The 21,187-nt window shown below is 71.7% G+C and carries 23 protein-coding genes; 10 read left to right on the forward strand and 13 right to left on the reverse strand.

Going from position 1 to position 21,187, the window contains the following annotated elements; translation table 11 throughout:
- Positions 1 to 90 precede the first annotated feature (90 nt).
- The 6 genes from AC6RUA_RS09555 to AC6RUA_RS09580 all read right to left on the reverse strand — a co-directional run bounded on the left by AC6RUA_RS09555 (position 91) and on the right by AC6RUA_RS09580 (position 5,165).
- Positions 91 to 795 (reverse strand): hypothetical protein, encoded by a 705-nt coding sequence (locus AC6RUA_RS09555; RefSeq protein WP_499812790.1) that lies wholly within the window; start codon positions 793 to 795, stop codon positions 91 to 93.
- Between the two features lie 96 nt (positions 796 to 891).
- A complete protein-coding gene (locus AC6RUA_RS09560; RefSeq protein ID WP_499812791.1) occupies positions 892 to 1,110 on the reverse strand; it encodes a hypothetical protein in 219 nt (72 codons plus the stop codon).
- Between the two features lie 96 nt (positions 1,111 to 1,206).
- Positions 1,207 to 1,626 (reverse strand): PPC domain-containing DNA-binding protein, encoded by a 420-nt coding sequence (locus tag AC6RUA_RS09565; RefSeq protein WP_499812792.1) that lies wholly within the window; start codon positions 1,624 to 1,626, stop codon positions 1,207 to 1,209.
- A 235-nt stretch (positions 1,627 to 1,861) separates the two neighbouring features.
- Positions 1,862 to 3,079, reverse strand: coding sequence for a homoserine O-acetyltransferase MetX (gene metX / locus AC6RUA_RS09570; protein ID WP_499812793.1), 1,218 nt, complete (start codon positions 3,077 to 3,079; stop codon positions 1,862 to 1,864).
- Positions 3,079 to 4,365 (reverse strand): O-acetylhomoserine aminocarboxypropyltransferase/cysteine synthase family protein, encoded by a 1,287-nt coding sequence (locus tag AC6RUA_RS09575; RefSeq protein WP_499812794.1) that lies wholly within the window; start codon positions 4,363 to 4,365, stop codon positions 3,079 to 3,081. The genes metX and AC6RUA_RS09575 overlap by 1 nt, the downstream gene beginning before the upstream one ends.
- Before the next feature lie 74 nt (positions 4,366 to 4,439).
- A complete protein-coding gene (locus AC6RUA_RS09580) occupies positions 4,440 to 5,165 on the reverse strand; it encodes a hypothetical protein (RefSeq protein WP_499812795.1) in 726 nt (241 codons plus the stop codon).
- A 71-nt stretch (positions 5,166 to 5,236) separates the two neighbouring features.
- Between AC6RUA_RS09580 and AC6RUA_RS09585 the strand changes: the two genes are divergently transcribed.
- The 3 genes from AC6RUA_RS09585 to AC6RUA_RS09595 are packed head-to-tail and all read left to right on the forward strand — an operon-like array spanning position 5,237 to position 8,432.
- The gene (locus tag AC6RUA_RS09585; protein ID WP_499812796.1) at positions 5,237 to 6,595 is read left to right on the forward strand and encodes a hypothetical protein; all 1,359 of its coding nucleotides are present in this window, start codon (positions 5,237 to 5,239) and stop codon (positions 6,593 to 6,595) included.
- Between the two features lie 47 nt (positions 6,596 to 6,642).
- Positions 6,643 to 7,587, forward strand: coding sequence for an ABC transporter ATP-binding protein (locus tag AC6RUA_RS09590; protein ID WP_499812797.1), 945 nt, complete (start codon positions 6,643 to 6,645; stop codon positions 7,585 to 7,587).
- Positions 7,584 to 8,432 (forward strand): ABC transporter permease, encoded by an 849-nt coding sequence (locus AC6RUA_RS09595; protein ID WP_499812798.1) that lies wholly within the window; start codon positions 7,584 to 7,586, stop codon positions 8,430 to 8,432. Before AC6RUA_RS09590 ends, AC6RUA_RS09595 begins: the two co-directional genes overlap by 4 nt.
- 39 nt (positions 8,433 to 8,471) lie before the next feature.
- Here the strand turns inward: AC6RUA_RS09595 and ligA are convergent, their stop codons facing one another.
- On the reverse strand, positions 8,472 to 10,613 hold the full coding sequence (gene ligA / locus AC6RUA_RS09600) for an NAD-dependent DNA ligase LigA (RefSeq protein ID WP_499812799.1): 2,142 nt from the start codon (positions 10,611 to 10,613) through the stop codon (positions 8,472 to 8,474).
- A 132-nt stretch (positions 10,614 to 10,745) separates the two neighbouring features.
- Here ligA and AC6RUA_RS09605 point away from each other — a divergent pair, with 132 nt between their 5' ends.
- Positions 10,746 to 11,927, forward strand: a complete 1,182-nt coding sequence (locus AC6RUA_RS09605; protein WP_499812800.1) for a pyridoxal-phosphate-dependent aminotransferase family protein — start codon at positions 10,746 to 10,748, stop codon at positions 11,925 to 11,927.
- Between the two features lie 72 nt (positions 11,928 to 11,999).
- On the opposite strand, the gene serB is transcribed toward AC6RUA_RS09605, so the two are convergent.
- Positions 12,000 to 12,662, reverse strand: a complete 663-nt coding sequence (gene serB, locus AC6RUA_RS09610; protein WP_499812801.1) for a phosphoserine phosphatase SerB — start codon at positions 12,660 to 12,662, stop codon at positions 12,000 to 12,002.
- Positions 12,663 to 12,826: 164 nt separating this feature from the next.
- Here serB and AC6RUA_RS09615 point away from each other — a divergent pair, with 164 nt between their 5' ends.
- The 3 genes from AC6RUA_RS09615 to serA all read left to right on the forward strand — a co-directional run bounded on the left by AC6RUA_RS09615 (position 12,827) and on the right by serA (position 16,300).
- A complete protein-coding gene (locus AC6RUA_RS09615) occupies positions 12,827 to 13,504 on the forward strand; it encodes a helix-turn-helix domain-containing protein (protein WP_499812802.1) in 678 nt (225 codons plus the stop codon).
- 39 nt (positions 13,505 to 13,543) lie between these two features.
- Positions 13,544 to 14,536, forward strand: a complete 993-nt coding sequence (locus AC6RUA_RS09620; RefSeq protein ID WP_499812803.1) for an aldo/keto reductase — start codon at positions 13,544 to 13,546, stop codon at positions 14,534 to 14,536.
- Between the two features lie 177 nt (positions 14,537 to 14,713).
- Positions 14,714 to 16,300, forward strand: coding sequence for a phosphoglycerate dehydrogenase (gene serA, locus AC6RUA_RS09625; RefSeq protein ID WP_499812804.1), 1,587 nt, complete (start codon positions 14,714 to 14,716; stop codon positions 16,298 to 16,300).
- 89 nt (positions 16,301 to 16,389) lie between these two features.
- Here the strand turns inward: serA and AC6RUA_RS09630 are convergent, their stop codons facing one another.
- Positions 16,390 to 16,734 carry a hypothetical protein gene (locus AC6RUA_RS09630; protein WP_499812805.1) on the reverse strand — a complete coding sequence of 115 codons (345 nt, stop codon included), beginning with the start codon at positions 16,732 to 16,734 and terminating at the stop codon, positions 16,390 to 16,392.
- A gap of 122 nt (positions 16,735 to 16,856) precedes the next feature.
- Positions 16,857 to 18,113: a threonine synthase gene (gene thrC, locus AC6RUA_RS09635; protein WP_499812806.1), complete on the reverse strand. Its 1,257-nt coding sequence runs from the start codon at positions 18,111 to 18,113 to the stop codon at positions 16,857 to 16,859.
- 152 nt (positions 18,114 to 18,265) lie between these two features.
- On the opposite strand from thrC, the gene AC6RUA_RS09640 reads away from it, so the two are divergent.
- The gene (locus AC6RUA_RS09640) at positions 18,266 to 18,727 is read left to right on the forward strand and encodes a hypothetical protein (protein WP_499812807.1); all 462 of its coding nucleotides are present in this window, start codon (positions 18,266 to 18,268) and stop codon (positions 18,725 to 18,727) included.
- Positions 18,728 to 18,779: 52 nt separating this feature from the next.
- Here AC6RUA_RS09640 and AC6RUA_RS09645 read toward each other — a convergent pair whose 3' ends face one another.
- Together AC6RUA_RS09645 and AC6RUA_RS09650 are read right to left on the reverse strand one after the other, a co-directional pair.
- The gene (locus AC6RUA_RS09645) at positions 18,780 to 19,178 is read right to left on the reverse strand and encodes a helix-turn-helix domain-containing protein (protein ID WP_499812808.1); all 399 of its coding nucleotides are present in this window, start codon (positions 19,176 to 19,178) and stop codon (positions 18,780 to 18,782) included.
- Positions 19,179 to 19,238: 60 nt separating this feature from the next.
- Positions 19,239 to 19,478, reverse strand: a complete 240-nt coding sequence (locus AC6RUA_RS09650) for a DUF8001 family protein (protein WP_499812809.1) — start codon at positions 19,476 to 19,478, stop codon at positions 19,239 to 19,241.
- 57 nt (positions 19,479 to 19,535) lie between these two features.
- Here AC6RUA_RS09650 and AC6RUA_RS09655 point away from each other — a divergent pair, with 57 nt between their 5' ends.
- Complete coding sequence (locus AC6RUA_RS09655) at positions 19,536 to 19,934, forward strand: VOC family protein (RefSeq protein ID WP_499815430.1); 399 nt, start codon at positions 19,536 to 19,538, stop codon at positions 19,932 to 19,934.
- A gap of 49 nt (positions 19,935 to 19,983) precedes the next feature.
- Here AC6RUA_RS09655 and AC6RUA_RS09660 read toward each other — a convergent pair whose 3' ends face one another.
- Positions 19,984 to 20,700 carry a DUF5828 family protein gene (locus AC6RUA_RS09660; RefSeq protein ID WP_499812810.1) on the reverse strand — a complete coding sequence of 239 codons (717 nt, stop codon included), beginning with the start codon at positions 20,698 to 20,700 and terminating at the stop codon, positions 19,984 to 19,986.
- Between the two features lie 172 nt (positions 20,701 to 20,872).
- On the opposite strand from AC6RUA_RS09660, the gene AC6RUA_RS09665 reads away from it, so the two are divergent.
- Positions 20,873 to 21,178, forward strand: a complete 306-nt coding sequence (locus AC6RUA_RS09665) for a MazG nucleotide pyrophosphohydrolase domain-containing protein (protein WP_499812811.1) — start codon at positions 20,873 to 20,875, stop codon at positions 21,176 to 21,178.
- Positions 21,179 to 21,187: the final 9 nt, after the last annotated feature.

The following is a 21,187-nucleotide window of genomic DNA, read 5'->3' on the forward strand; positions in this document are numbered from 1 at the left end:
TCGCCGGGGTCGTCGATGCACGTCACTCCCCTGCGTCGGGGAGGATAAAAATCCGACTCTCCGGCCGCCCGGTCGCGACCGGCGGGCCGGTCACCCGCCGTGGTCGCGCCAGCGCCGGGCGAGCGCGGCCAGGTCGGCCGCGAGGGCGGCGAGCGCGGCCGTCCGCCCCTCCGTTCCCGGGTCCGGGAGCGGGGCGTCGCGGTCGGACAGGAGCGCGAGCGCCGCGGCCGCCGGCGACCCCGCCCCGTCGTCCGGGAGCGCGCGGACCCGCCGCTCGAGTTCCTCCGGCGGCGTCGACAGGTCGAGACCGGTCCCGGGGAGGCTCTTGGACATCTTCGGCGCGCCGTCGAGGTCGGGAATCAGCCGCGTGTAGGTGCCCGCGAGGCGTCCGTCGATGCCGGCGCGCGCGCGGAGGCGCCGGGCCGCCGGGAGGAGGCCGTACTCGTCGGCGCCGAACGAAAGCAGGACGGCGTCGTACCCCCAGTTCGTGAGCGGGAGGAGGAAGTCGGCGAGGTGGAGCACCCACGACATCGTGCCGACGGCGTCGCCGGTCGCCCCGCCCTCATCGCGCCGCGGCCGTCGCTCGTACGCGTCTCCGACCGCCCGCTCGAACGCGGTCGGCGGCGGGTCGTCGCCCCCGCGCGCGGTCGGCTCGTGGTCGGGCGCGAGCAGGAACGCCCGCTCCATCGCCTCCCGCGCGGGCGGGGTCCCGACCTGCGGACGGAGCACTCCCGCCTCCCGGTCGAACCCCATCGCCTCGACCAGCGCGAGGTACCGCTCGGCGCGGGCTGTCACCAGGTTCCGGTCGCGGCCGCCCGCGTACGGCTCGTAGTCGGCGACGACGAACTGGACGTCGTACCCCGCTCGCTGGAGGGCCGTCGCGGTCCGAACCTACGAGAGCGTCCCCAGGTGCGGCGGTCCCGTCATGCCGACGCCCGTCGTCACCATCGTCCCCGCCGGTTCGGGCGGGTCGCCGTCGACGGCGACGAAGCGGCGGCGCACCTCCGGCGCGCGGAGGGTACCGAGAGCGGCGTCCGGCCGGTCGAACCGGTCCCGGGCGAGCAACGCGTCGTAGTGGTCCGTGAGCGCGGTCACGACGGCTCGTTGCACTGCTCGCACAAGTGCTATATTGTGACACGGTACCGCACTACAAAGCGGGTCCGAGCGGCCCGCGTCCGCCGATTCGCTCCCCGGACCCGTGGCCGTCTACAGCCAGAGGTCGAGTTCGGTCACCTCGTCGTGTTCGCGTTCCAGCGGCGTCTCGAACGCGCGGAGGTACACCTCGCCCGCGAACACCGTCGCCGCGTTGAGGTGGCCCGCGACCGACTGTCCGCTCGGCCGCGAGAGCACCGCGTGGGTGTGCGCGAACCGGTCGCCGTCCAGCAGTGCGACGTTGCCGACGCAGGCGGCCACCTCCAGCGGTTCGTCGAACTCGACCGACTGGTACTCCTTGTCGTCCTGGTCGTAGAACCACACCTCGGCGTCCTGGACGGCGCCCATCGCGTTGAACCACGCGGCGTCCGCGCCCACGCGGTTCGCGAGCGCCTCGATCTCCTCGCGCCAGTCCGCCCCGTTGTCGAGGCTGGCGAGGTACTCCCCGGTCGCCTCCACTTCGCGGTAGTTCACACGCACGGCGACGGCCGAGCGCGAGTAAAACCTTGCTCCCGGTTCGGCTCCGGGCACCGAGGGTTTACGTACCCGGACGAGACCATCGCCCCCGTGACGTGAGGTCTGCCGCGCGGCGTACCGCGGGTGTGCGACGCCGCGCCGTGCGCCGCGGTTCGCTCGTCGCCTGCTCGCCCCCGTCTCTCGCGCTCGCGGAGCGACCCCGCTCTCCGGTCGGTTCTCCGCGTCACCCCGGTTACCCCGGGAAGAGGCTGGCGTGGACCGGCGCGCGCTGGGGCGTCTCGTCCGTCTCGTCGTCCGTCGCCTCGTCGCGGACGGTCCGGGCGTCGACGCCGTCGGCGAGGAACCCCCGCAGCGGCGGCCCGACCGACTCCGGTTCGACGAGGAACGCGTCGTGGCCGTGGTCCGACTCGACGACGTGGTGGGCGGCCGGCGCCTCGGTCTCCGCGAACGCCGCCCGGAGCGTCCGCGAGTCCTCGACGGTGAAGTGCCAGTCGCCCGTGAACGAGACGAGCAACGCCTCGCCCTCGAACGCCGCGAGTGCGGCGGCGTCCGACCCGTACTCCGCCGAGAGGTCGTAGTCGTCCATCGCGCGCGTCAGGTAGCGGTAGCTGTTGGCGTCGAACCGTTCGACGAACCGCTCGGCGTTGTAGTCGAGGTACGACTCCACCTCGCGGTAGGGGAAGAACGCCCCGGCGGGGTCGTCGCCGCGCCGGCCGCCGCGGGCGTCCCGCCCGGCGGCGCGGCGGCCGAACTTCCGCTCCATCGACGCCTTCGAGAGGTACATCACGTGCCCGAGTTGGCGCGCGGTCGCCAGCCCGTCGTCCGGGTTCGGGTGGTCCTCGCCGTAGTAGTCGCCGCCGTCCCAGTGGGGGTCCATGGCGATGGCCCGCCGCGCGATGGCGTCGATGGCGAGACACTGCGGGTCGAGTCGCGCGGCGGCCGCTATCACCGCGATTCGGTGCACGTCGTCCGGATAGCGCGACGCCCAGTCGAGCACGTTCATCCCGCCGACGCTCCCGCCGACGACGGCGTGGAGGCGGCCGACGCCGAGTTCGTCGAGCAGCCGCCGCTGCGCGCGCGTCCAGTCGCCGACGGTCACGGCGGGGAAGCGCGTCCCCCATCGCTCGCCGTCCGGAGCCTCGCTCGCCGGGCCGGACGACCCGTAACAGGAGCCGGGGACGTTCGCGCAGACGACGTAGTACTCGCGGGTGTCGAGCGCCTTCCCCGGTCCCACCACGTCGTTCCACCACGCGCGGGCCTGTCCCGCGGTGCCGACCTCCTCGCGGGTCCGCCCGCCCGCGTTCGTGACGTGGTGACTCCCGGTGAGCGCGTGACAGACCAGCACCGCGTTCGAGCCGTCGAACTCGCCGTACGTCTCGTACGCGAGCCTCAGGTCGGGCACCGACTCGCCGCACGCGAACTCGAACTCCCCGAGCGACTCCGCGGGCATCACGACACCTCCGCGATGGCCCGGTCCAGGTCGGCGACGACGTCGTCCGCGTCCTCGATGCCGACCGAACACCGCAGCAGGTCGGGCGTGACGCCCGCCGCCGCCTGTTCCTCTTCCGAGAGCTGGGCGTGTGTCGTGCTCGCGGGGTGGATGACGAGCGTGCGCGCGTCGCCGATGTTGGCCAGGAAGGACGCGAGTTCGACCGCCTCGCACAGCCGTTTACCCGCCTCGTACCCTCCCTCGAGTCCGAACACGACCATCCCGCCGAACCCGTCGAGGTAGCGCGCGGCGTTGTCGTGCGTGGGGTGGTCCTCGAACCCCGGGTACGTGACCCACGCCACCTCGGGGTGGTCGCGGAGGTGCTCGGCCACCGCGCGGGCGTTCTCGCAGTGGCGTTCCATCCGCAGTGGCAGGGTCGCCAACCCCTGGATGGTCTGCCACGCGTCGAACGGCGACTGGCAGTTGCCGAGCGCGCGGACCGCGCGGTGACGGACGACCGCCTCGAACGCCCGCTCGCCGAACCGCTCGCCGAAGTCGACGCCGAACGCCGGGTTCTCGCCCGAGAGTTCGTCGTAGTCGGCGTCCGGGTGGTCCCACGGGAACGTTCCGCCGTCTATCACGACGCCGCCGACGGTGGTGCCGCCGCCGTGAATCCACTTGGTCGTCGAGTCCCACACCACGTCCGCGCCGTGTTCGACCGGACGACACAGCGCGGGCGTCCCGAACGTGTTGTCGACCACCAGCGGGACGGCGTGTTCGTGGGCGACGGCGGCCACCCGCTCGAAGTCCGGGGTGACGAGCGAGGGGTTCGCCAGCGTCTCGACGTGGACGAACGCCGTGTCGTCGTCGACGGCCTCCGCGTACGCCTCGTAGTCGGTGGTCGGGACCGTCCGCGTCTCGACCCCCCGGCGCGACGCCACGTGCGAGAGGTACGCGCTCGTCCCGCCGTACATGTCCGTGCTGGCGACGACGTTGTCGCCCGCGCGCGCGAGCACCGTCGTCGTCGCGTCGATGGCGGCCATCCCCGACGCGGTGGCCACCGCGCCGCTCCCGCCCTCGAGGCTCGCCAGCCGCCGCTCCAGCACCCGCGTCGTCGGGTTCGAGATGCGGCTGTACACGTCGCCCTCGCGCTCCAGGGCGTACAGCGCCGCGGCGTGGTCGGCGTCGCCGAAGGCGTACGAGGTGGTCTGGTAGATGGGCGGCGCGCGCGCCCCGGTCGCCGGGTCGCCCTCCCACCCGGCGTGGAGCGCCCGCGTGTGGAACCCCCGCGTGTCCTCGTCGCTCATGTACTACGGGAATATCCTCCTACGGATTTATGCACGGTAGTTACGGCAAGTGGTGCCGGTCGTCGGTCGCCCCGTCAGTTCCCGGTCGACTCGTCGTCGCCGTCGCTCGCGCGCCCGGACTCGCGCCCGACGAACGACTGCTGTCCGCCGAACGGTTCGTCCTCGGAGACGACGGCGGTCGTCGGCGTCCCCGGCACCGGACGGGAGCCGTCCCCGCGGAGGCGGCGGAGCTGCCCGAGCAGTCCGGAGGCGTACGCGGCGACGGCCGCACCGAGCAACGCGACGGCGGGGACCAGGGGCGGGAGCGGGCCGGCGAGCGCCCGGAGCACGGCCAGTCCGAGCGCCAGCGCCCCGACGACGAGGGTAAGCACCGTTCCGGTGATCAGCGGCGCGACCCGGCGGTTGGCGGCCGCGTTGAACCGGATCCACTCGGCGTACCCGGCGACGATTCGCCGTCGGTACGCCGCTCCCGAGTCGGCGTCGGTCGCCCGCTCGACGGCTTCGGGACCGATGCCGACCACGCGCGTCGAGGCGGCGTACGTGACCCCCGCGAGCAGCGTCCCCGTCGCCAGCGCCGCGACGCCGACGGCGGCGTACCGGTTCGCCGCGGCGGTCACGTCGTCGGCGAGCGCGAGCGCGGCGACCACCACGCCGAGGAGGGCCGTGGTGAACTGGAGTAGCTGGGCGGCCTTCGTCTCTATCTCCCGGAGCGCCGCGAGCTGTCCGTCGAGCGTCGCTCGCGCCTCCCTGCGCGCGAGCGTCAGCGCGGTGGTCGGCCCGTCGGCGGGGTCGTCCGTCATGTTCCACCCGTCAGACCGCAAAGACAAGCGTTTTGGCCCCGATTTTTACCCCTGGAGCGTCACGTGCGAGCATGGACCACATCCCCGACGACGTGCGAGACGAACTGGAGTCGTACCCGAACGTGGTCGGGACCGGTCGCGGGCGCAAGCGCGTCCGCGCCCAGGCGACCGACGAGGAGGCCGTCATCGTGCTCGTCGCCCGGAAGGTGCCCGACGACCAGCTCGGCGACGACGAGCGCATCCCGAAGACCGTCGTCGTCGACGGCGAAGAGGTGCCCACGGACGTCCAGGAGATCGGGGACGTGCGCGCCCAGTCGGTGGGCCGTCCGCTCGCGTCGGCACCGGCCGACCGGAAGCGGCGCTACCGCCCCGCCCCCGCGGGGGTTTCCGGCGCACACCCCGAGTCGACCGCTGGCACCATCGGCACTCCGCCGCTGGAGACGCCCGACGGCGAGACGGTCGTCCTCACGAACGCGCACGTCGCCGCACCGGTCGGGGCGGCGAGCGAGGGCGACCCGTTCCTCCAGCCCGGCCCGGCCGACGGCGGGACCGAGGACGACGACCTGGGCGACCTGCTGGAGTGGAGCGAGATAACCCGCGAGGGGTCGAACACCACCGACAGCGCGCTGGTGTCGGTCGACCCGTCGACGATGCGCGACGACGTCCTCGAAATCGGTCCGGTCTCGGGGTGGGCCGAGCCGGAGACCGAGGCGGTTCACACCAAGAGCGGCCGGACGACGGGCGTCACGACCGGCGAACTCCGCAGTCAGGACACCCGCATCAAGGTCGGCGGCTACTACGACGAGCGGGTCGTCTTCGAGGAGGTGGACGTGTTCGCCCCGATGAGCGCCGGCGGCGACAGCGGGAGCCTCATCGGCCGCCGCCGCGACGACGGCTTCTACGGCACCCACCTCCTGTTCGCCGGCAGCGACCGCGCGACGCTCGGCATCCCGCTCGCGGCCGTCTGGGCGGAGCACGGGGAACTCACGCCGCTGTCGGACGGCGGCAGTGGAGGCGGCGGCAGCGGCGGGGACGGAGACGGGGGCGACGGTGGCGGGACGGGCGGCGGGGACGGACCCGGCGACGGGGACGGTGGTCGTGGCGGGGACGACGGCAGGGGGAATCCGGGCGACGGCGGCTCGTTCCGCGAACGGGTCGGCGACCACCTCCGCTCCGCGTACGGCGAGTCGGCCGTCTCGTCGCTCTCGGACGACGGCCCGCTCGACTTCCGCGTGGACGCGTGGCCGGCGCCGCTCGTCGTCGCGACCGTCGACAGCGCGAATGCAGCGGTGTCGGCCATCGGCCCGGCGCTGGACGCCGCCGGCGACGACGAGCGTCCGGTGGTCCTCTACCCCGCGGCGCGCGCCGACGATGCGGCCGCGCGCGCCGGACGGCGGGCGGGCGTGCCGGTGCTGGCCGTGTCGCCCTGAGTGGCGGAAGCGAAACGCTTTATCAACGCCCGCCGGAACCGGCGGGCATGGCCGCAATCGAGCTTCGGGGAGTCACCAAGCGGTACGGGGAGGTCACCGCGGTCCGGGACCTCGACCTGACGGTCGAGGAGGGCGAGGTGTTCGGGTTCCTCGGGCCGAACGGGGCGGGCAAGTCGACGACCATCAACATGGTGCTCGACTTCGTCCGGCCGACGGAGGGGCAGTTGACGGTCCTCTCGCGGGACGCACAGGCCGACTCCGTCGCCGTCCGCGAGCGGACGGGCGTGCTCCCGGAGGGGTACGACGTGTACGACCGGCTGACCGGTCGACACCACGTCGAGTTCGCGATGCGGTCGAAGGAGGTGGACGGCGACCCCGACGCGCTTCTGGACCGGGTGGGTATCGCCGACGCCGCCGACCGCAAGGCCGGGGGGTACTCGAAGGGGATGCAACAGCGCCTCGCGCTGGCGATGGCGCTGGTGGGCGACCCCGACCTGCTCATCCTCGACGAACCCTCGTCGGGACTGGACCCGGCGGGCGCGAAGGAGATGCGCGACATCGTCCGCACCGAGGCCGGACGGGGGGCGACGGTGTTCTTCTCCTCGCACGTGCTCGGGCAGGTGGAGGCGGTGTGCGACCGGGTGGGTATCATGCGTGAGGGCGAACTCGTCGCCGAGGACAGTATCGCCGGCCTGCGCGACGCCGCCGGCGGCGAGGAGACGCTGGTCGTCACCGTCGACGCGGCGAGCGAGTCGACCGTCGACGCGGTCCGCGCGCTCGAGGGCGTCTCGACGGCCACCACCGACGGCGGCACCGTCACCGTCTCGTGTGCGAGCGACGCCAAGACGCGCGTCATCGCGACGCTCGAGGAGGCGGGCGTCACCGTCGAGGACTTCACGACCGAGGAGGCGTCGTTGGAGGACCTGTTCCTCCACTACGCGGGCGACGGGACGCGCACCGGCGAGGCGGACGACGGGGGTATCTCCGCGTGAGCCTCGAAGCCGTCGCGCGCAAGGACTTCGAGGACGCGGTCCGGTCGCGCTGGCTGCTCGCGCTCTCGGCGGTGTTCGTGGTGCTGGTCTCCGCGGTCGTCTACCTCGTCCGCCCGGGCGAGGGACAGACGCTCACCACCGGCCAACTGCTCGGCTCGCTGTTCATCAAGGACGCGCTGGTGACGACGCTCATCCCGCTCATCGCGCTCGTGATGGCGTACGGTGCCGTCGTCGGCGAGCGCTCGTCCGGGTCGCTCAAACTCCTGCTCTCGCTGCCCCACTCGCGCGCCGACGTGGTGTTCGGGAAGGTGCTCGGCCGCGCGGCCGCCATCGCGGTCCCCATCGCGGTCGGCTTCCTCGTCCCGGCGTTCATCGCCGCCATCGGCCCGCTCCGGTTGCAGGTCGGCGTGTTCGTCGGCTACGTCCTCCTGACCGTCCTGCTGGCGGCCGCGTTCGTCGCCATCGCCGTCGGCTTCTCGGCCGCCGTCGCCTCGAACCGGCTCGCCATCGGCGGCGCCATCGGGCTGTACTTCCTGTTCGTCCCGCTGTGGGGCGCCATCCAGTTCCCGCTCCAGTTGTACCTCGGCATGGGCGGCGCGCCCTCGTGGCTCCCCGTCACGGGGCAGCAGGCGCTGCGGCTGCTGAAACTCGTCAACCCGACCGGCTCGTTCAAGATAGTCTCCGGCGAGTTCGTCGGCGGCGTCCTCTTCGCCGGCGGACAGGTCGGGCAGGCCGCGGGTAGCTACGGCACGCGGATGGAGATCGCCGCGTTCGCCATGCTCGGCGCGTGGCTGCTGGTGCCGCCGCTGCTCGGCCTACTCCGGTTCGAGAGCGCGGACCTGTAGCGTACCGCGCTCCCGGGCCGGCGCGCTTCCGGCGACGACTCACGTCTCCTCGTCGGGCGGCCACGCCACCCCACGCTCCGCGAGCAGGTCGGCGAACCCCGCCTCGTCGAGTTCCGGTACCCCGTTGTCGTCCGCGTCGGCGCGCTTGCTCGACCCGGGGTTCTCGCCGACCACGAGGTAGTCGGTGTTGCCCGAGACGGACCCGGTCGTGCTCCCGCCGTGCCGGCGGACGAGGTCCTCGGCGGCGCTCCGCGTGACCGACAGCGACCCCGTGAACACGACCGTCAGGCCGTCGAGCGCCGACTCCTCCCCGTCGTCCGTCTCCACGTCTTGGGGAGCGACGTACGAGAGCAGGTCGTCCAGCACGGCGGCGTTCTCCTCGTTGTCGAAGAACTCCCGGACCGTCTCCGCCACCTTCGGACCGACGTCGTCGACCTCCCGTAACTCGGACTCGCTCGCGTCCCGGACCGCCTCGAACGTGCCGAACCGGCGAGCGAGGTTGCGCGCGGTCGCTCCGCCGACCTTCGGGACCCCGAGCGCCGCGAGGAACGCGGGGAGCGACGGCTCCCGCGCGGCCTCGATCTCGGCGACGAGGTTGTCCGCGCTCGTCTCGCCCCACCCCTCCAGGGCGGCCAGTTCCTCGCGCCGCTCCGGCAGGCGGTAGAGGTCCGGCAGGCGGTCGAGCAGGCCCGCCTCGCGCAACTGCTCGACGCTCTCCTCGCCCAACCCCTCGATGTCGAGGCCGCCGCGGCTCGCGTAGTGGACGACCGCCCGCTCAGCCTGCGCCTCACAGGTCAACCCGCCGGTGCAGAACGCGATGGGGCCGTCCCGCTCCACCTCGCTCCCGCAGACGGGACACGCCTCGGGGAACCGGAACGGCTCCTCGCTCCGGGACTCGACCACCTCGGCCACCTGCGGGATGACGTCGCCGGCGCGCTTCACCCGCACGCGGTCGCCGACGTTCACGCCCAACTCGGCTATCTCGTCGGGGTTGTGCAGCGTCGCCCGCGAGACGGTGACGCCGCCCACGTCGACCGGGTCGAGCAGCGCGACCGGCGTCAGGCGACCGGTCCGCCCCACCTGCACGACGACGTCCTCGACCGTCGTCACCTCCGAGCGGGCGGGGAACTTGTACGCGAACGCCCACCGGTACGAGCGCGCGGTCGTCCCCAACTGCTCGCACTGCGCGCGGTCGTTCACCTTGACGACGGTGCCGTCTATCTCGTAGTTCAACGCCTCGCGCTCGTCCAGCAGGTCGTCGCGGTAGTCGATGGCCGCCTCGATGTCGTCGACCAGTTCGGCCCGCTCGTTCGTGTGGAGACCGAGCGAGTCGAGCGCCGACAGTTCCTCCCAGTGGGTCCCGGGGCGGTCGGGTGCGTCGTCCCCGTCGGTCGTCTCCCAGCCCAGCACGTCGTAGAAGAAGCAGTCGAGCGGGCGCTCCGCGACGGCGTCGATGTCGAGTTGGCGGAGCGTCCCCGCGGCGGCGTTCCGGGGGTTGGCGAACGGCTCCTCGCCCGCCTCGACGCGCTCGCGGTTGTGCCGCTGGAACGCGTCGCGGGGGATGAACACCTCGCCGCGGACCGCGAGGTACCGGGGGACCCGGCCGGCGAGGCGCTCGGGAATCGAGCGCACCGTCCGCACCTGCTCGGTCACGTCGTCGCCCGTCTCGCCGTCGCCCCGGGTCGCGGCGCGCGCGTAGCGACCCTCCTCGTAGACGACTTCGACCGAGAGCCCGTCGAACTTCGGCTCGCAGACGTACTCGACGTCGCCCACCGCGCGGCGGACCCGCTCGTCGAACTCCCGCACGTCCGCGGCCTCGCCGCTCTGGTCGATGGAGAGCATCGGTCTGACGTGTTCGACCGTGCCGAGTTCCTCCAGCGTCTTCCCGCCCACCCGCTGGGTGGGCGAGCCGTCGGTGTCGAGGTCGAACGCCCCTTCCAGTCGCTCCAGTCGCGCGAACAGCGCGTCGTACGTCCGGTCGGCGACGAGCGGGTCGGCGCGCGTGTAGTAGCGGTAGTCGTGCTCCCTGACCGCGTCGCGCAACAGCGCCGCCTGCTCGGCGGCCTCCGCGGGCGAGAGCGCGTCGGCGGGAGGGAAGTCGGTGTCGGGGTCCGAGAGGTAGGGGTTGTCGGGGTCGGCGAAGCGGAGGTCGGCGGGGTCGACCTCGGCGTGCTGACTCATCGTCGGGCGTTGGGAACACGCGCGCGTAAACGCTCCGACACGGGCCGGTCGCGGCGGTCGACGCCCGGAATCGAAGTGGCGAGGCTTGCACGCCCCGCGAGGCTTATCCCCGCCGCACCGGAACGCGCGAGCATGCACGACGAGGACGAGGAGTTCCTGCTCCTCAACCCCGGTCCCGTCCCCGTCCGCGAGGACGTGCTCGAGGCGATGGCGGAGCCGATGGTGTCGCACCGCTCGGCCGAGTTCGAGGCGGTCTACGAGCGCGCGCAGGGCGGCCTCGACTACGTGTTCGAACACTCCAGCGAGGACGGGAGCGCCACCTCCTCGGGGGGGACCTCTCTCGTCCTCAACGGCACCGCGACGATGGGGATGGAGGCGGCCGTCGCCAACCTCGTCGGCGACGACGACGAGGTGGTCTCGCTCGTCAACGGGAAGTTCGGGCGGCGGTTCGCCCGCATCGCCGAGCGACACGCCGGGCGCGTGACGCGCGTCGACGCCGAGTGGGGGGCATCGATCCCGGTCGCCGAGGTGGCGGAGGCGGTCACCGACGGCACGGCGCTCGTGACGATGGTCCACAACGAGACGTCCACCGGCCTGCTGAACCCGGTGCAGGCGGTGGGCGAACTCGCGGCCGAACACGACGCGCGGTTCGCCGTCGACGGCGTGACGAGCATCGGCGGCGACGCGTTCCACGTCGACGACTGGAACGTCGACGTCGCGCTCACCGACGCCCAGAAGGCCATCGAGACGCCCCCCGGCATCTCCGCGATGTACCTCACCGACGGCGTCCAAGCGCACGTCGACGGGGAGGGAGCGCCGTTCTACGAGGACCTCGACTGGCACCTCCGGAAGGCGGACCAGCACCAGACCCCGTTCACCTCGGCGGTGCCGCTGTTCCGCGCGCTCGCCGTCGCCGTCGAGGCCATCGAGGCGGAGGGGATGCCGGCACGCATCGAGCGGCACCGCGCGCAGGCGGCCGCGTTCCGCGCCGGGTTCACCGGGATGGGGCTGGAACTGTTCGCGGACCCGACCGGCGAGACGGAACTCTCGAACACCGTCACCGCCGTCTCGCTCCCCGAGGCCATCCGCGGCGACGCCGCCGACTTCTTCGACGCCGTCGCGGAGCGGAACGTCTCCATCTCGGGCGGACAGGCCCACCTCGGCGGCGAGATACTCCGCGTCTCGAACATGGGGTCGCTCCCCGACCCGGCCATCGTCCGCGGCGTGCGGGCCGTCGGAGAGGCGCTCAACGACGTCGGCGTCGGCGTCGACACGTCCGACGGCGTCGAGGCGGCGGAGTCGCGGCTGTCGTAGCTCGCGCCCGCCCGGGTCGGCTCGGCGGCGTCGGCCCCTTCGAGGTGTCCGCGCTTCGCCCGCCGTCCCGGTCTACTCGTCGCCCGCCCCGTCCGCCGCCAGCAGCCCCTCGTCCTCGAACAGGTCCGCGAGTTCCGTCATCGTCCCCACGGTCACGTCGCACGCCGGTTCGACCGCGGGTTTCGGGTCGAAGCCGACGGCCAGCCCCGCCACCTCCAGCATCGGGAGGTCGTTCGCGCCGTCGCCCACCGCGACGGTCCGGTGCATCTCCATCCCCTGGTCGGCCGCGAGCCGTTCCAGCTGTTCGTCTTTCGTTCCCTCGACGAGCGGTCCCTCCACCTCGCCCGTGAGGCGACCGCCGTAGACGGGCAGGCGGTTGGCGACCACCTCGTCCACCTCGACGCCCGCCGCGTCGAGCGCCGCCGCCACGCCGCGGTCGAACCCGCCGGTGAGCACCGCGACGTAGTGGCCCGCCTCGCGGAGCCTGGTGACGAGGTCGCCCGCGCCGGGGCGCTGCGTGACCTCGGCGTACGCCCCCTCGGCTTTCTCCTCCTCCAGCCCCTTCAGGAGCCTCGCCCGTCGGCGGAGGCTCTCTGCGTAACTGAGTTCGTCGTTCATCGCCCGCGCGGTGATGTCGGCCATCTCCTCGGCGACTCCCTCCCGCTCCCCGAGCAGGACGGTCATCTCCGAGTCCGAGAGCGTGCCGTCGAAGTCGAACGCGACCAGTTTCGTCATGGTCCCGTGTCACACCGGTGCGGGCTTGAAACCACGCGGTGTTCGGCCGGTCCGCGTTCGGTGTGATTCGAGCGTGTCGCGAGGGCGCGGTCTCGCGGAGACCGACCCGTCAAACCACCCGACAGATACAGACGCTTAACTGTGCGTACGAAACATTCCACCCCGTGACAGTCACTACCGAATTCGTCATCAGCTCTCCGTCCCTCCCGCTCGTCGACGCTCCCCGGCTGCTCCGAGTCGACGACATCGAGTGCGTCCACGGCCTCTGCATACAGCGGGACGTCCGGGTGTTCACGGTCCAGTTCGACCCCGAAGACGACGTCTCCGAGACGGAACTCGCGGCGCTCGATGAGGTCACGGAGACGAGAACCATCGGACGCGCGGGCGACAGGGTCGTCTACCAGCTCACCGTCGAACTGGACGACGTCGTCTCGGAGGCGTTCGCGCCCGAGCGGTTCGACGCGGCCCAGATCGAACCGACGACCATCACGTCGGACGGGTGGCACGAGACGAAGGTGTTCAAGAGCTTCGACGGGTTCGCCGAGTTCCAGAGCCGCTGTCGAGAGTACGACATCGGGTTCGAACTCGTCTCCGTCTCTCCGAACCCGGCGACGACCGGGGAGTCGACGGAGCACGGGCTGACCGACCGACAACACGAAGCGCTGATGCTCGCGTTCTCCCGGGGCTACTACGAGAGTCCGCGCGAGGTTTCGACGGGAGAACTCGCCGAGGAGTTGGGTATCTCCCAGCCAGCGACGTCGGACCTGCTCCGGCGCGCCGAGCGACAGCTCATGTCGTCCGCACTCGGGTCGCACGACGGTTTAAACGCGCTTTCCAGATAACGTCGAATCTATGCGGTCCACGGCCGCAGCTCGGACCGCATGGAGTACACGACACTCGGTTCGACCGGGATGGATGTCTCGAAGATATGCCTCGGTGGGATGAGCTTCGGGCCGTCCGAGGGGCGCGACTGGATTCTCGACGAGGCCGAGAGCCGCGAGATAATCGAGCGGGCCATCGACCTCGGAATCAACTTCTTCGACACGGCCAACGCCTACTCCAGCGGGAACAGCGAGCGCGTCCTCGGGACCGTCCTCGGGGAGTACGACCGCGACGAGCAGGTCGTCGCGACGAAGGTCTTCTTCCCGCCGCGCCTGTTCTCGGGCGAGGACGACCACCCGAACGCGTCGGGCCTCTCGCGCAAGACCATCGAGCAGGAACTGCGGAACTCGCTGGACCGGCTGGGGATGGACACCGTTGACCTCTACCAGATTCACCGCTGGGACGACGACACGCCCGTCGAGCAGACGCTCCGGGCGCTCGACGACGCGGTCCGGCGCAATCAGGCGCGGTACGTGGGCGCGTCGTCGATGTGGGCCCACCAGTTCTCCGAGGCGCTCCACACCAGCGACCGGCTGGGACTGGAGCGGTTCGCCACCATGCAGAACCACTACAACCTCGTCTACCGCGAGGAGGAACGCGAGATGCTCCCGCTGTGCGAGGAGGAGGGCGTCGGCGTCATCCCGTGGAGCCCCTTCGCGAAGGGGTTCCTGACGCGCCCCCACCGGGAGATGGAGACCACGACGCGGGGCGAGACCGACCGCCTGCTCCGCGAGCACCCGTACGTCGACGAGGCGGGCAAGGAGGTAAACGAACGCGTCGAGGAACTCGCCGACGAGAGAGGGGTGGAGATGGCGCAGGTCGCGCTCGCGTGGCACCTCCACAAAGACTGGGTGGACGCCCCCATCGTCGGTACCACCAGCGTCGAACACCTCGAACAGGCCGTCGCGGCGCTCGACATCGACCTCTCGGACTCGGACATCGAGCACCTCGAGGAGCCGTACGAACCGGTCCCGGTCTCGGGGCACGAGTAGGCGACTCGACCCGGCGGAGGCCGGACCGTCGTCTCCGGATGAGTCCGTGTTCCACACCACGTCTCGGCACACTCCACCCGAAACGGAGGGGTCGAGTGTGCACGAACCTGGATATCGAGCGGGGCAGGTACGGCCGCCGAGGAAAGGCTTACCCCCGCGCCGGGGATTCGAGCGGACGTGAAAGTACTCGTAACCGACCCGGTCTCCGAGGCCGGGCTAGACCTGTTACGGGAGGAGGGTCACGAGGTCCAGACCGGCTACGACCTCTCGGGGGAGGCGCTGCTGGACGCCGTCGCGGACGCGAACGCGCTCGTCGTCCGCTCGGGGACCGACGTCAACGCCGAGGTGTTCGCGGCCGCGCCCGACCTGCATATCGTGGGCCGGGCGGGCATCGGCGTCGACAACATCGACATCGACGCCGCCACCGAACACGGCGTCGTGGTGGCGAACGCGCCCGAGGGCAACGTCCGCGCGGCCGCCGAACACACCGTCGCGATGGCGTTCGCGGTCGCCCGGTCGGTCCCGCAGGCGCACGGCCGCCTCAAGCAGGGGGAGTGGGCCAAGGGCGACTACCTCGGCCGCGAGGTGAACAACAAGACGCTCGGCATCGTCGGACTGGGTCGCGTCGGACAGGAAGTCGCGAAACGGCTGGACTCGCTCGGGATGGACCTCGTCGTCTTCGACCCGTACATCAACGAGGAGCGCGCCGCGCAGTTCGGCGCGGAACTGGTCGACGACCTGACCGACTGTCTGGAACGCGCGGACTTCGTCACCGTCCACACGCCGCTCCTGCCGGAGACGGAGGGGATGATCGGCGACGCGGAACTGGAGGCGCTCGGCGACGCCTACCTCGTGAACTGCGCGCGCGGCGGCATCGTCGACGAGGCGGCGCTCGCGGACGCGGTGGAGAACGGGCCGGTTCGCGGAGCAGCGCTCGACGTGTTCGCCGAGGAACCGCTCCCGTCGGACTCGCCGCTGCTCGACGTCGACGACATCGTGCTCACCCCGCACCTCGGCGCGAGCACCGAGGCCGCACAGGAGAACGTCGCGATCGACACCGCCCGGCAGGTGCTCGCGGCGTTCGCGGGCGAACCCGTGATGAACGCGCTCAACGCCCCGTCGGTCGACGAGTCGGCGTTCCCGCGCATCGAACCGTACCTCGACGTGGCCGAGACCGCCGGCAAGATCGCCGCCCAGTTACTGGGCGAGCGCATCTCCGGCGTCGAGGTCCACTACGAGGGGGACATCGCGGCCGAGGAGATCGACCTCGTCACCGCGAGCGCGCTCAAGGGGGTCTTCTCGCCGCTGGAGTTCGAGGTGAACGCGGTGAACGCCCCGCAACTCGCGGAGGACCGCGGCATCGAGGTGACCGAGAGCAAGACCCGCCAGAGCGAGGACTTCCAGAGCCTCGTCACCGTGACCGTCGAGAACGGCGACACCTCGCTGTCCGTCGACGGGACGCTCTTCGCGGGTGAGGACCCCCGCATCGTCCGCATCGACGGCTACCGCGTCGACGCCGTGCCGTACGGGCAGATGCTCGTCGCGCGCAACCGCGACGAACCCGGCGTCATCGGGTTCGTCGGGACCGTCCTCGGCGACGCGGACGTCAACATCGCCGGCATGTTCAACGCCCGCGAGACCATCGGCGGCGAGGCGCTCACGGTCTACAACCTCGACGACGAGGTGTCCGACGAGACGCTCGACCGCCTGCTCGAGGACGAACGGCTCATCGAGGCGACGCGCATCACGCTCGACGAGGCGTAACGAGACGCGGTCGCGCGGTCTCGCGGTCTCTGACGACCCGGACGACCGCGAGCGCCCGTCGCCGCCCCGTCGCGGCGCTCGTTTCGGTTCTACCGCCGCCGGGCACGGAACTCGCACACGCGGCGGCGAACCCGCGTGAACAGCGTCCAGGCGGCGTACCCCGCCGCGTTCGCGACGCCGTTCCCTCCCCGCCGGTCCGCCCCGGACCGGTCGTCGGTGGGTCCGGCGTCTCCTCCGCCCCGCCCCTCCTCGCTCCCGTCGGGCAACAGCGCCTCGTACCGGTCGATGAGGTTCTCGCGCCGCTGTTCCTCGATGGCGAGTCGCGCCTCCAGCCGCCTGTTCTCGCGCCGGAGGCGCTCCACCTCCGCCGCCGTCTCGCCCGGTCGGTCGCGTGACCCCCCACTCGGGGTCCCGTCGCGAGCCTCTGACTCCATGCGACCTCGTACCACGCGGAGCGGCAAAAGCCCGCGTCGGACGCGCGGGCGACGCGCGAGTGACGGCGAACGCCGGGAGCACCGGTCACCGGCGTCGGACGGAGCGACCGTCGCGCCGGCCGTCACCCGAGCAGGTCGAGCACGGCGTCCACGTCGTTCGCGACCGGTTCCGGGTCGTCGCCCGCGGCGAACGCGGCGTCGGGGTCCTTCAGCAGGTGTCCGGTCGTCAGGCAGACCACGTCCTCGTCGTCGCCGACGACGCCCGACTCCCGGAGTTTCCGGAGGCCGGCCACCGACGCCGCGGACGCCGGTTCGACGCCCACCCCCTCGGCCGCGAGTGCCCGCTGCGCGGCGATGATGGCGTCGTCGTCGACGGCGACGGCGGTGCCGCCCGTCTCGCGGATGCCCGGGAGCGCCTTCGGCGCGTTCACGGGGTTGCCGATGCGGATGGCCGTCGCGCGCGTCTCCACCTCCGGCCACCGGCGGACCGCGTCCGCCCCCTCCTCGATGGCCTCGACCATCGGCGCCGCCCCGGCGGCCTGTACGCCGGTGAGCGCGGGCACGTCGTCGACGGCGAGTGCGCCCGCGGCGACGAGTTCGCGGAACGCCTTGAACAGCGCCGCGGTGTTGCCGGCGTTGCCCACCGGGAGGACGATGCGGTCGGGGTAGGTGCCGTAGTCGGCGTGGAACCGTTCGAGGATTTCGAACCCGATGGTCTTCTGGCCCTCCAGCCGGAAGGGGTTGAGCGAGTTGAGCAGGTACGCCTCCTCGCGCGCGGCGAGTTCCTGGACGATGTCGAGACAGGCGTCGAAGTTTCCGTCCACCTCCAGAATCCGGGCGTCGTGGAGGCTCGCCTGCGCCACCTTCCCGGCGGCCACCTTCCCCGCCGGGAGGAGCACCAGCGTCTCCATGCCGGCACGCGCGCCGTACGCCGCGAGCGCCGCCGACGTGTTCCCGGTCGAGGCGCACGCGAGGCGGTCGACGCCGAGTTCGCGCGCCACCCGGACGCCGACGGTCATCCCGCGGTCCTTGAACGACCCGGTCGGGTTCATCCCCTCGTGTTTCACGCGCAGGCGGGCGACGCCCACGTCCTCGCGGAGGCGCGGCACCTCGTGCAGCGGCGTGTTCCCCTCCGGGAGCGACACCCCTTCGTCGAAGGGAAGGGCGGCCGCGTACCGCCAGACGCCCTCGCCCTCGAAGTCGTCCCACCCCGGGAGGTCCGCGTAGCGCGCCTCCAGCAGGCCGTCGCAGTCGTCACAGGTGTAGCGGACGTCGTCGAACGGGGCGAACGTCGCGTCGCAGGCGATACACTCCAGCCAGACGCCGTCGTCGGCCGCCGGCGGGGCCGACTGCGGGGACGCGTCGAGAGTGAGACTCATGGCGCGTGGGTCGGACGCGCCGGGATAAAAGTCGGCCGCTTCTGGCGACGCGTACCGGGCGGGAGGGGAGGCTCCCCCCGGCGGCGGACGACCGCCGCGGGCGCGCCCGTCGCCGGCCAACATTTACGACTCGACGGCCGGTCACCGTCGGCATGGAGAAGACGGTGTTCCGACGCGAGAACCGCGGCGACGACGCGGTGGCGGCCACCGCCGTCCGGACGAGACACCCGGACCACGACCGCGTCCAGTTGGACGGGTTCGTCGCGCCGGGGGAGACGCCCGGCGAACAGGCCGACCGCGCGCTGTCGTTCGCAGACCGGTTCCTCCGCGAGTACTGCGACGGGAGCCTCGCAGACGTGACGATGATTCGCCACTACGTCCGCGAGGACCTGCTCCCGGAGGCCGAGTTCGCCATCGGTGAGGCCTGTCGCGAGCACTTCGCGCCGCCGGACCTCCCGGGGACGGCGATGGTCGGCGTGAACGACGTGGTCGGCGGCGACCGTGCGGTCAAGATGGAGATGGAGGCGACGATACCGCACGACAGGGAGGAGACGACGGTGGTCGAACTGCCGCCGCCGCCGGGGTACACCAACAGCGCCGAGCGGAGCGAGTGAGCCGTCGCGGTCGGGACGCTCCTCCCCCGGTTCGTGCCCGCTCCCGCGCGCTCTACTCGTCCCTAGCGTCGACGTCCGCCTCGCCGTCACCGAACTCGTCGATGCGCGCGTGGACGGCGTCCACCCACTCGTCGAGTGCGGCGTGGAGCATCTCCTTCGCCTCGGGGAGCGGCGTCGCGGTGTACTGGTAGACGTACCCGCCCGGGTCGAGCAGGCGGCGCTCCCGCTCGGCGAGCTGCTTGTTCAGGAGGGTGGTGAGCGAGCGGTTCACGTTCGAGCGGTCGCGGTCGAGGACGCCGGCGAGTTCCTCGACGGTGCTCCCCGGGTTCTCCAGCAGGCGGAGGTACGTCCGGCTCTCGTGCTCCTGGATGCCGAAGACGCACGCCATGACGTGTTGAAAACTGGGGTCGTCCGCCTCGATGAGGTCCTCCATCTCCGGGGGGTCGCTCATGTCGTCCAGTGTATGGACCGAGGCGACGATAAATCCCGCCGGTGTCCCGACGCGGCGCGACTACGCCTGCTCCCGGCCGTACCCCATCCGCTCGATGCACGCGCGCATCTCCTCCTCGTCGGTGTGTTTGTGCAGCCGCGTCGGCGTGTCGCAGTAGAACGTCTCCCCGTCGTGGCGGAGGGTCATCTCCCGCTGACTCCCGAACAGGTCGGTGGTGACGACGATGCGCCGCCCCTCTCGGAGCGCCGCCAGTATCTCGTCGGCGGTCAGCTCCCCGGCTTCGATGCGGAGCGGCTCCATACCCCGTAGTAGGAAGCCGCCGTTATGTTTCTTGCCGACCGGCACGTCCTCCCGCACATGGACGTTCGCTCGATAGACCACCTCAACCTCCGCATCCCCGCGGACGGGGTCGCGGCCGCGAGGCGGTTCTACGTCGACCAACTGGGGTTCGCGCTCGACAACGTCGACCGCTTCGAGGCGGGCGAGAAGCCGTTCTTCGACGTCAGGCTCGCGCCCGAGCACGTGTTACACCTCTGGCCGACCGAGTCGTTCACCGAACCAGACGGGACGAACTACAACCACGTCGCCCTGCTCGTCGAGGCGGACATCGAGACGGTGAAAGCGCGGCTCGCGGACGTCGGCGTCGACGTCGAGGAGGAACTCGACGCCCCGCTCGGCGCCATCGGGGAGGCGGGTGCGGTGTACGTCCGTGACCCGTTCGGCTACCGGGTGGAGCTGAAAGAGCCCGTCGAGTAGGGCGACGCGGCGGAGTCGTCTCCGGCTCCGCCGGTTCCCGGTTCGCGGCTCAGTTCGTGGTCGACTTCGACCGACCGTCGTCGACCCGTTCGACCGTCTCGGCCGGCGGCTCGACGCCCTCGGCGGCCTCGGCGGTCTCGACCTGCTTCTCGGTGTCCACGTGCCAGCGGTCGACCGCGCTCTCGTACTCGGCCAGCCTGTCCGAGACGCGCGCCTTCAGGTCGTCGTCGTTGACGTTCACCTCGAAGACGAACTCGGGTTCTCCGCCGCCGCCGCGGTTCGTGCGCTGGATGTTCGCGGAGACGAGTTCGTTGTCGAAGTAGTACGGCGCGAGCTGGGTCATCACGTTGCGGTAGACGGTGTCCTCGACCCGCCGGACGGCCTTCCGGCCGGCGGAGTCGGCCGCGCGGGCGACGTGCCCGATGGAGTCGCGCCAGGAGTCGAGCGCCTCCTCGCTGTCGCCGTCCTCGACCCGCTCGTACGACTCCGAGAGCTTCTCGCCCGCCGTCTGCAGGTCGTCCTCGGGCGTCTTGCCGGCGCGCTCCCCCTCGCCCTCGCCGACGCTGGCCTGCTCTGCCGTCTTCGCGTTGACGTCCTCGCCCAGTCGCTCGTGGACCTTCGGCCGCCACTCGTTCCACGCCGCGAACGCCGCCGGCGACCGCTCGTCTCCCCCCACCTCGCGGAGCGCCCGGGTGACCCGCTCGCCGTGTTCCACGACGGCGGTCCACTCTCCTCGCACCCTGAACCCGGAGATACTCTCCTCCATTGCGTTGGGAACCGTCTACAGCGTGGAGCGTGATAAACGTCTCTCCCCGTTTCTCGTCTCGTAGACTGGGATGAACGCGCGGGGAGACGAGTCGACTCCGAGTTACCGTCCGTTCGCCACCCGCTCGGTAGCCTTTCGCCAGCTTTTCGCCGCCCCGCTCCGCGCTCGGGCCGTGGACGAACAAGCCCGCGTCGCGGCGTTCCTCGCGGCGCACGACTACGAGAGCGACCCGGCGTACCGCGCGCTCGACCTGGCGGCCGAAGTCGGCGAGATAGCCGCCGACGTGACGAAGTCGACCGAGTACGGCACCGCGCCTCGCGACCTGGACGTGAACCGGGACGAACTCGGCGACGCGCTGTTCGCGCTGCTGGCGCTGTGCGACTCGCTCGACGTGGACGCGAGCGCGGCGCTCGACGAGGCGCTGGAGAAGTACGAGGCGCGCATCGACGAGACGGGCGACGCCGGGTCCGGGTCGTAGTCGGTCGAC

It is taken from the genome of Halorarum sp. SLYT50, assembly GCF_059821265.1.

Bases quoted from the DNA above. Each gene is read 5' to 3' on its own strand.
- AC6RUA_RS09655 (WP_499815430.1), top strand. From the start codon at position 19,536: ATGGACGTTCGCTCGATAGACCACCTCAACCTCCGCATCCCCGCGGAC.
- thrC (WP_499812806.1), bottom strand. From the start codon at position 18,113: ATGAGTCTCACTCTCGACGCGTCCCCGCAGTCGGCCCCGCCGGCGGCC.
- AC6RUA_RS09650 (WP_499812809.1), bottom strand. From the start codon at position 19,478: ATGGAGCCGCTCCGCATCGAAGCCGGGGAGCTGACCGCCGACGAGATA.
- AC6RUA_RS09590 (WP_499812797.1), top strand. From the start codon at position 6,643: ATGGCCGCAATCGAGCTTCGGGGAGTCACCAAGCGGTACGGGGAGGTC.
- AC6RUA_RS09620 (WP_499812803.1), top strand. From the start codon at position 13,544: ATGGAGTACACGACACTCGGTTCGACCGGGATGGATGTCTCGAAGATA.
- AC6RUA_RS09645 (WP_499812808.1), bottom strand. From the start codon at position 19,178: ATGAGCGACCCCCCGGAGATGGAGGACCTCATCGAGGCGGACGACCCC.
- serB (WP_499812801.1), bottom strand. From the start codon at position 12,662: ATGACGAAACTGGTCGCGTTCGACTTCGACGGCACGCTCTCGGACTCG.
- AC6RUA_RS09575 (WP_499812794.1), bottom strand. From the start codon at position 4,365: ATGAGCGACGAGGACACGCGGGGGTTCCACACGCGGGCGCTCCACGCC.
- ligA (WP_499812799.1), bottom strand. From the start codon at position 10,613: ATGAGTCAGCACGCCGAGGTCGACCCCGCCGACCTCCGCTTCGCCGAC.
- AC6RUA_RS09630 (WP_499812805.1), bottom strand. From the start codon at position 16,734: ATGGAGTCAGAGGCTCGCGACGGGACCCCGAGTGGGGGGTCACGCGAC.
- AC6RUA_RS09585 (WP_499812796.1), top strand. From the start codon at position 5,237: ATGGACCACATCCCCGACGACGTGCGAGACGAACTGGAGTCGTACCCG.
- AC6RUA_RS09660 (WP_499812810.1), bottom strand. From the start codon at position 20,700: ATGGAGGAGAGTATCTCCGGGTTCAGGGTGCGAGGAGAGTGGACCGCC.
- AC6RUA_RS09605 (WP_499812800.1), top strand. From the start codon at position 10,746: ATGCACGACGAGGACGAGGAGTTCCTGCTCCTCAACCCCGGTCCCGTC.
- AC6RUA_RS09640 (WP_499812807.1), top strand. From the start codon at position 18,266: ATGGAGAAGACGGTGTTCCGACGCGAGAACCGCGGCGACGACGCGGTG.
- metX (WP_499812793.1), bottom strand. From the start codon at position 3,079: ATGCCCGCGGAGTCGCTCGGGGAGTTCGAGTTCGCGTGCGGCGAGTCG.
- AC6RUA_RS09580 (WP_499812795.1), bottom strand. From the start codon at position 5,165: ATGACGGACGACCCCGCCGACGGGCCGACCACCGCGCTGACGCTCGCG.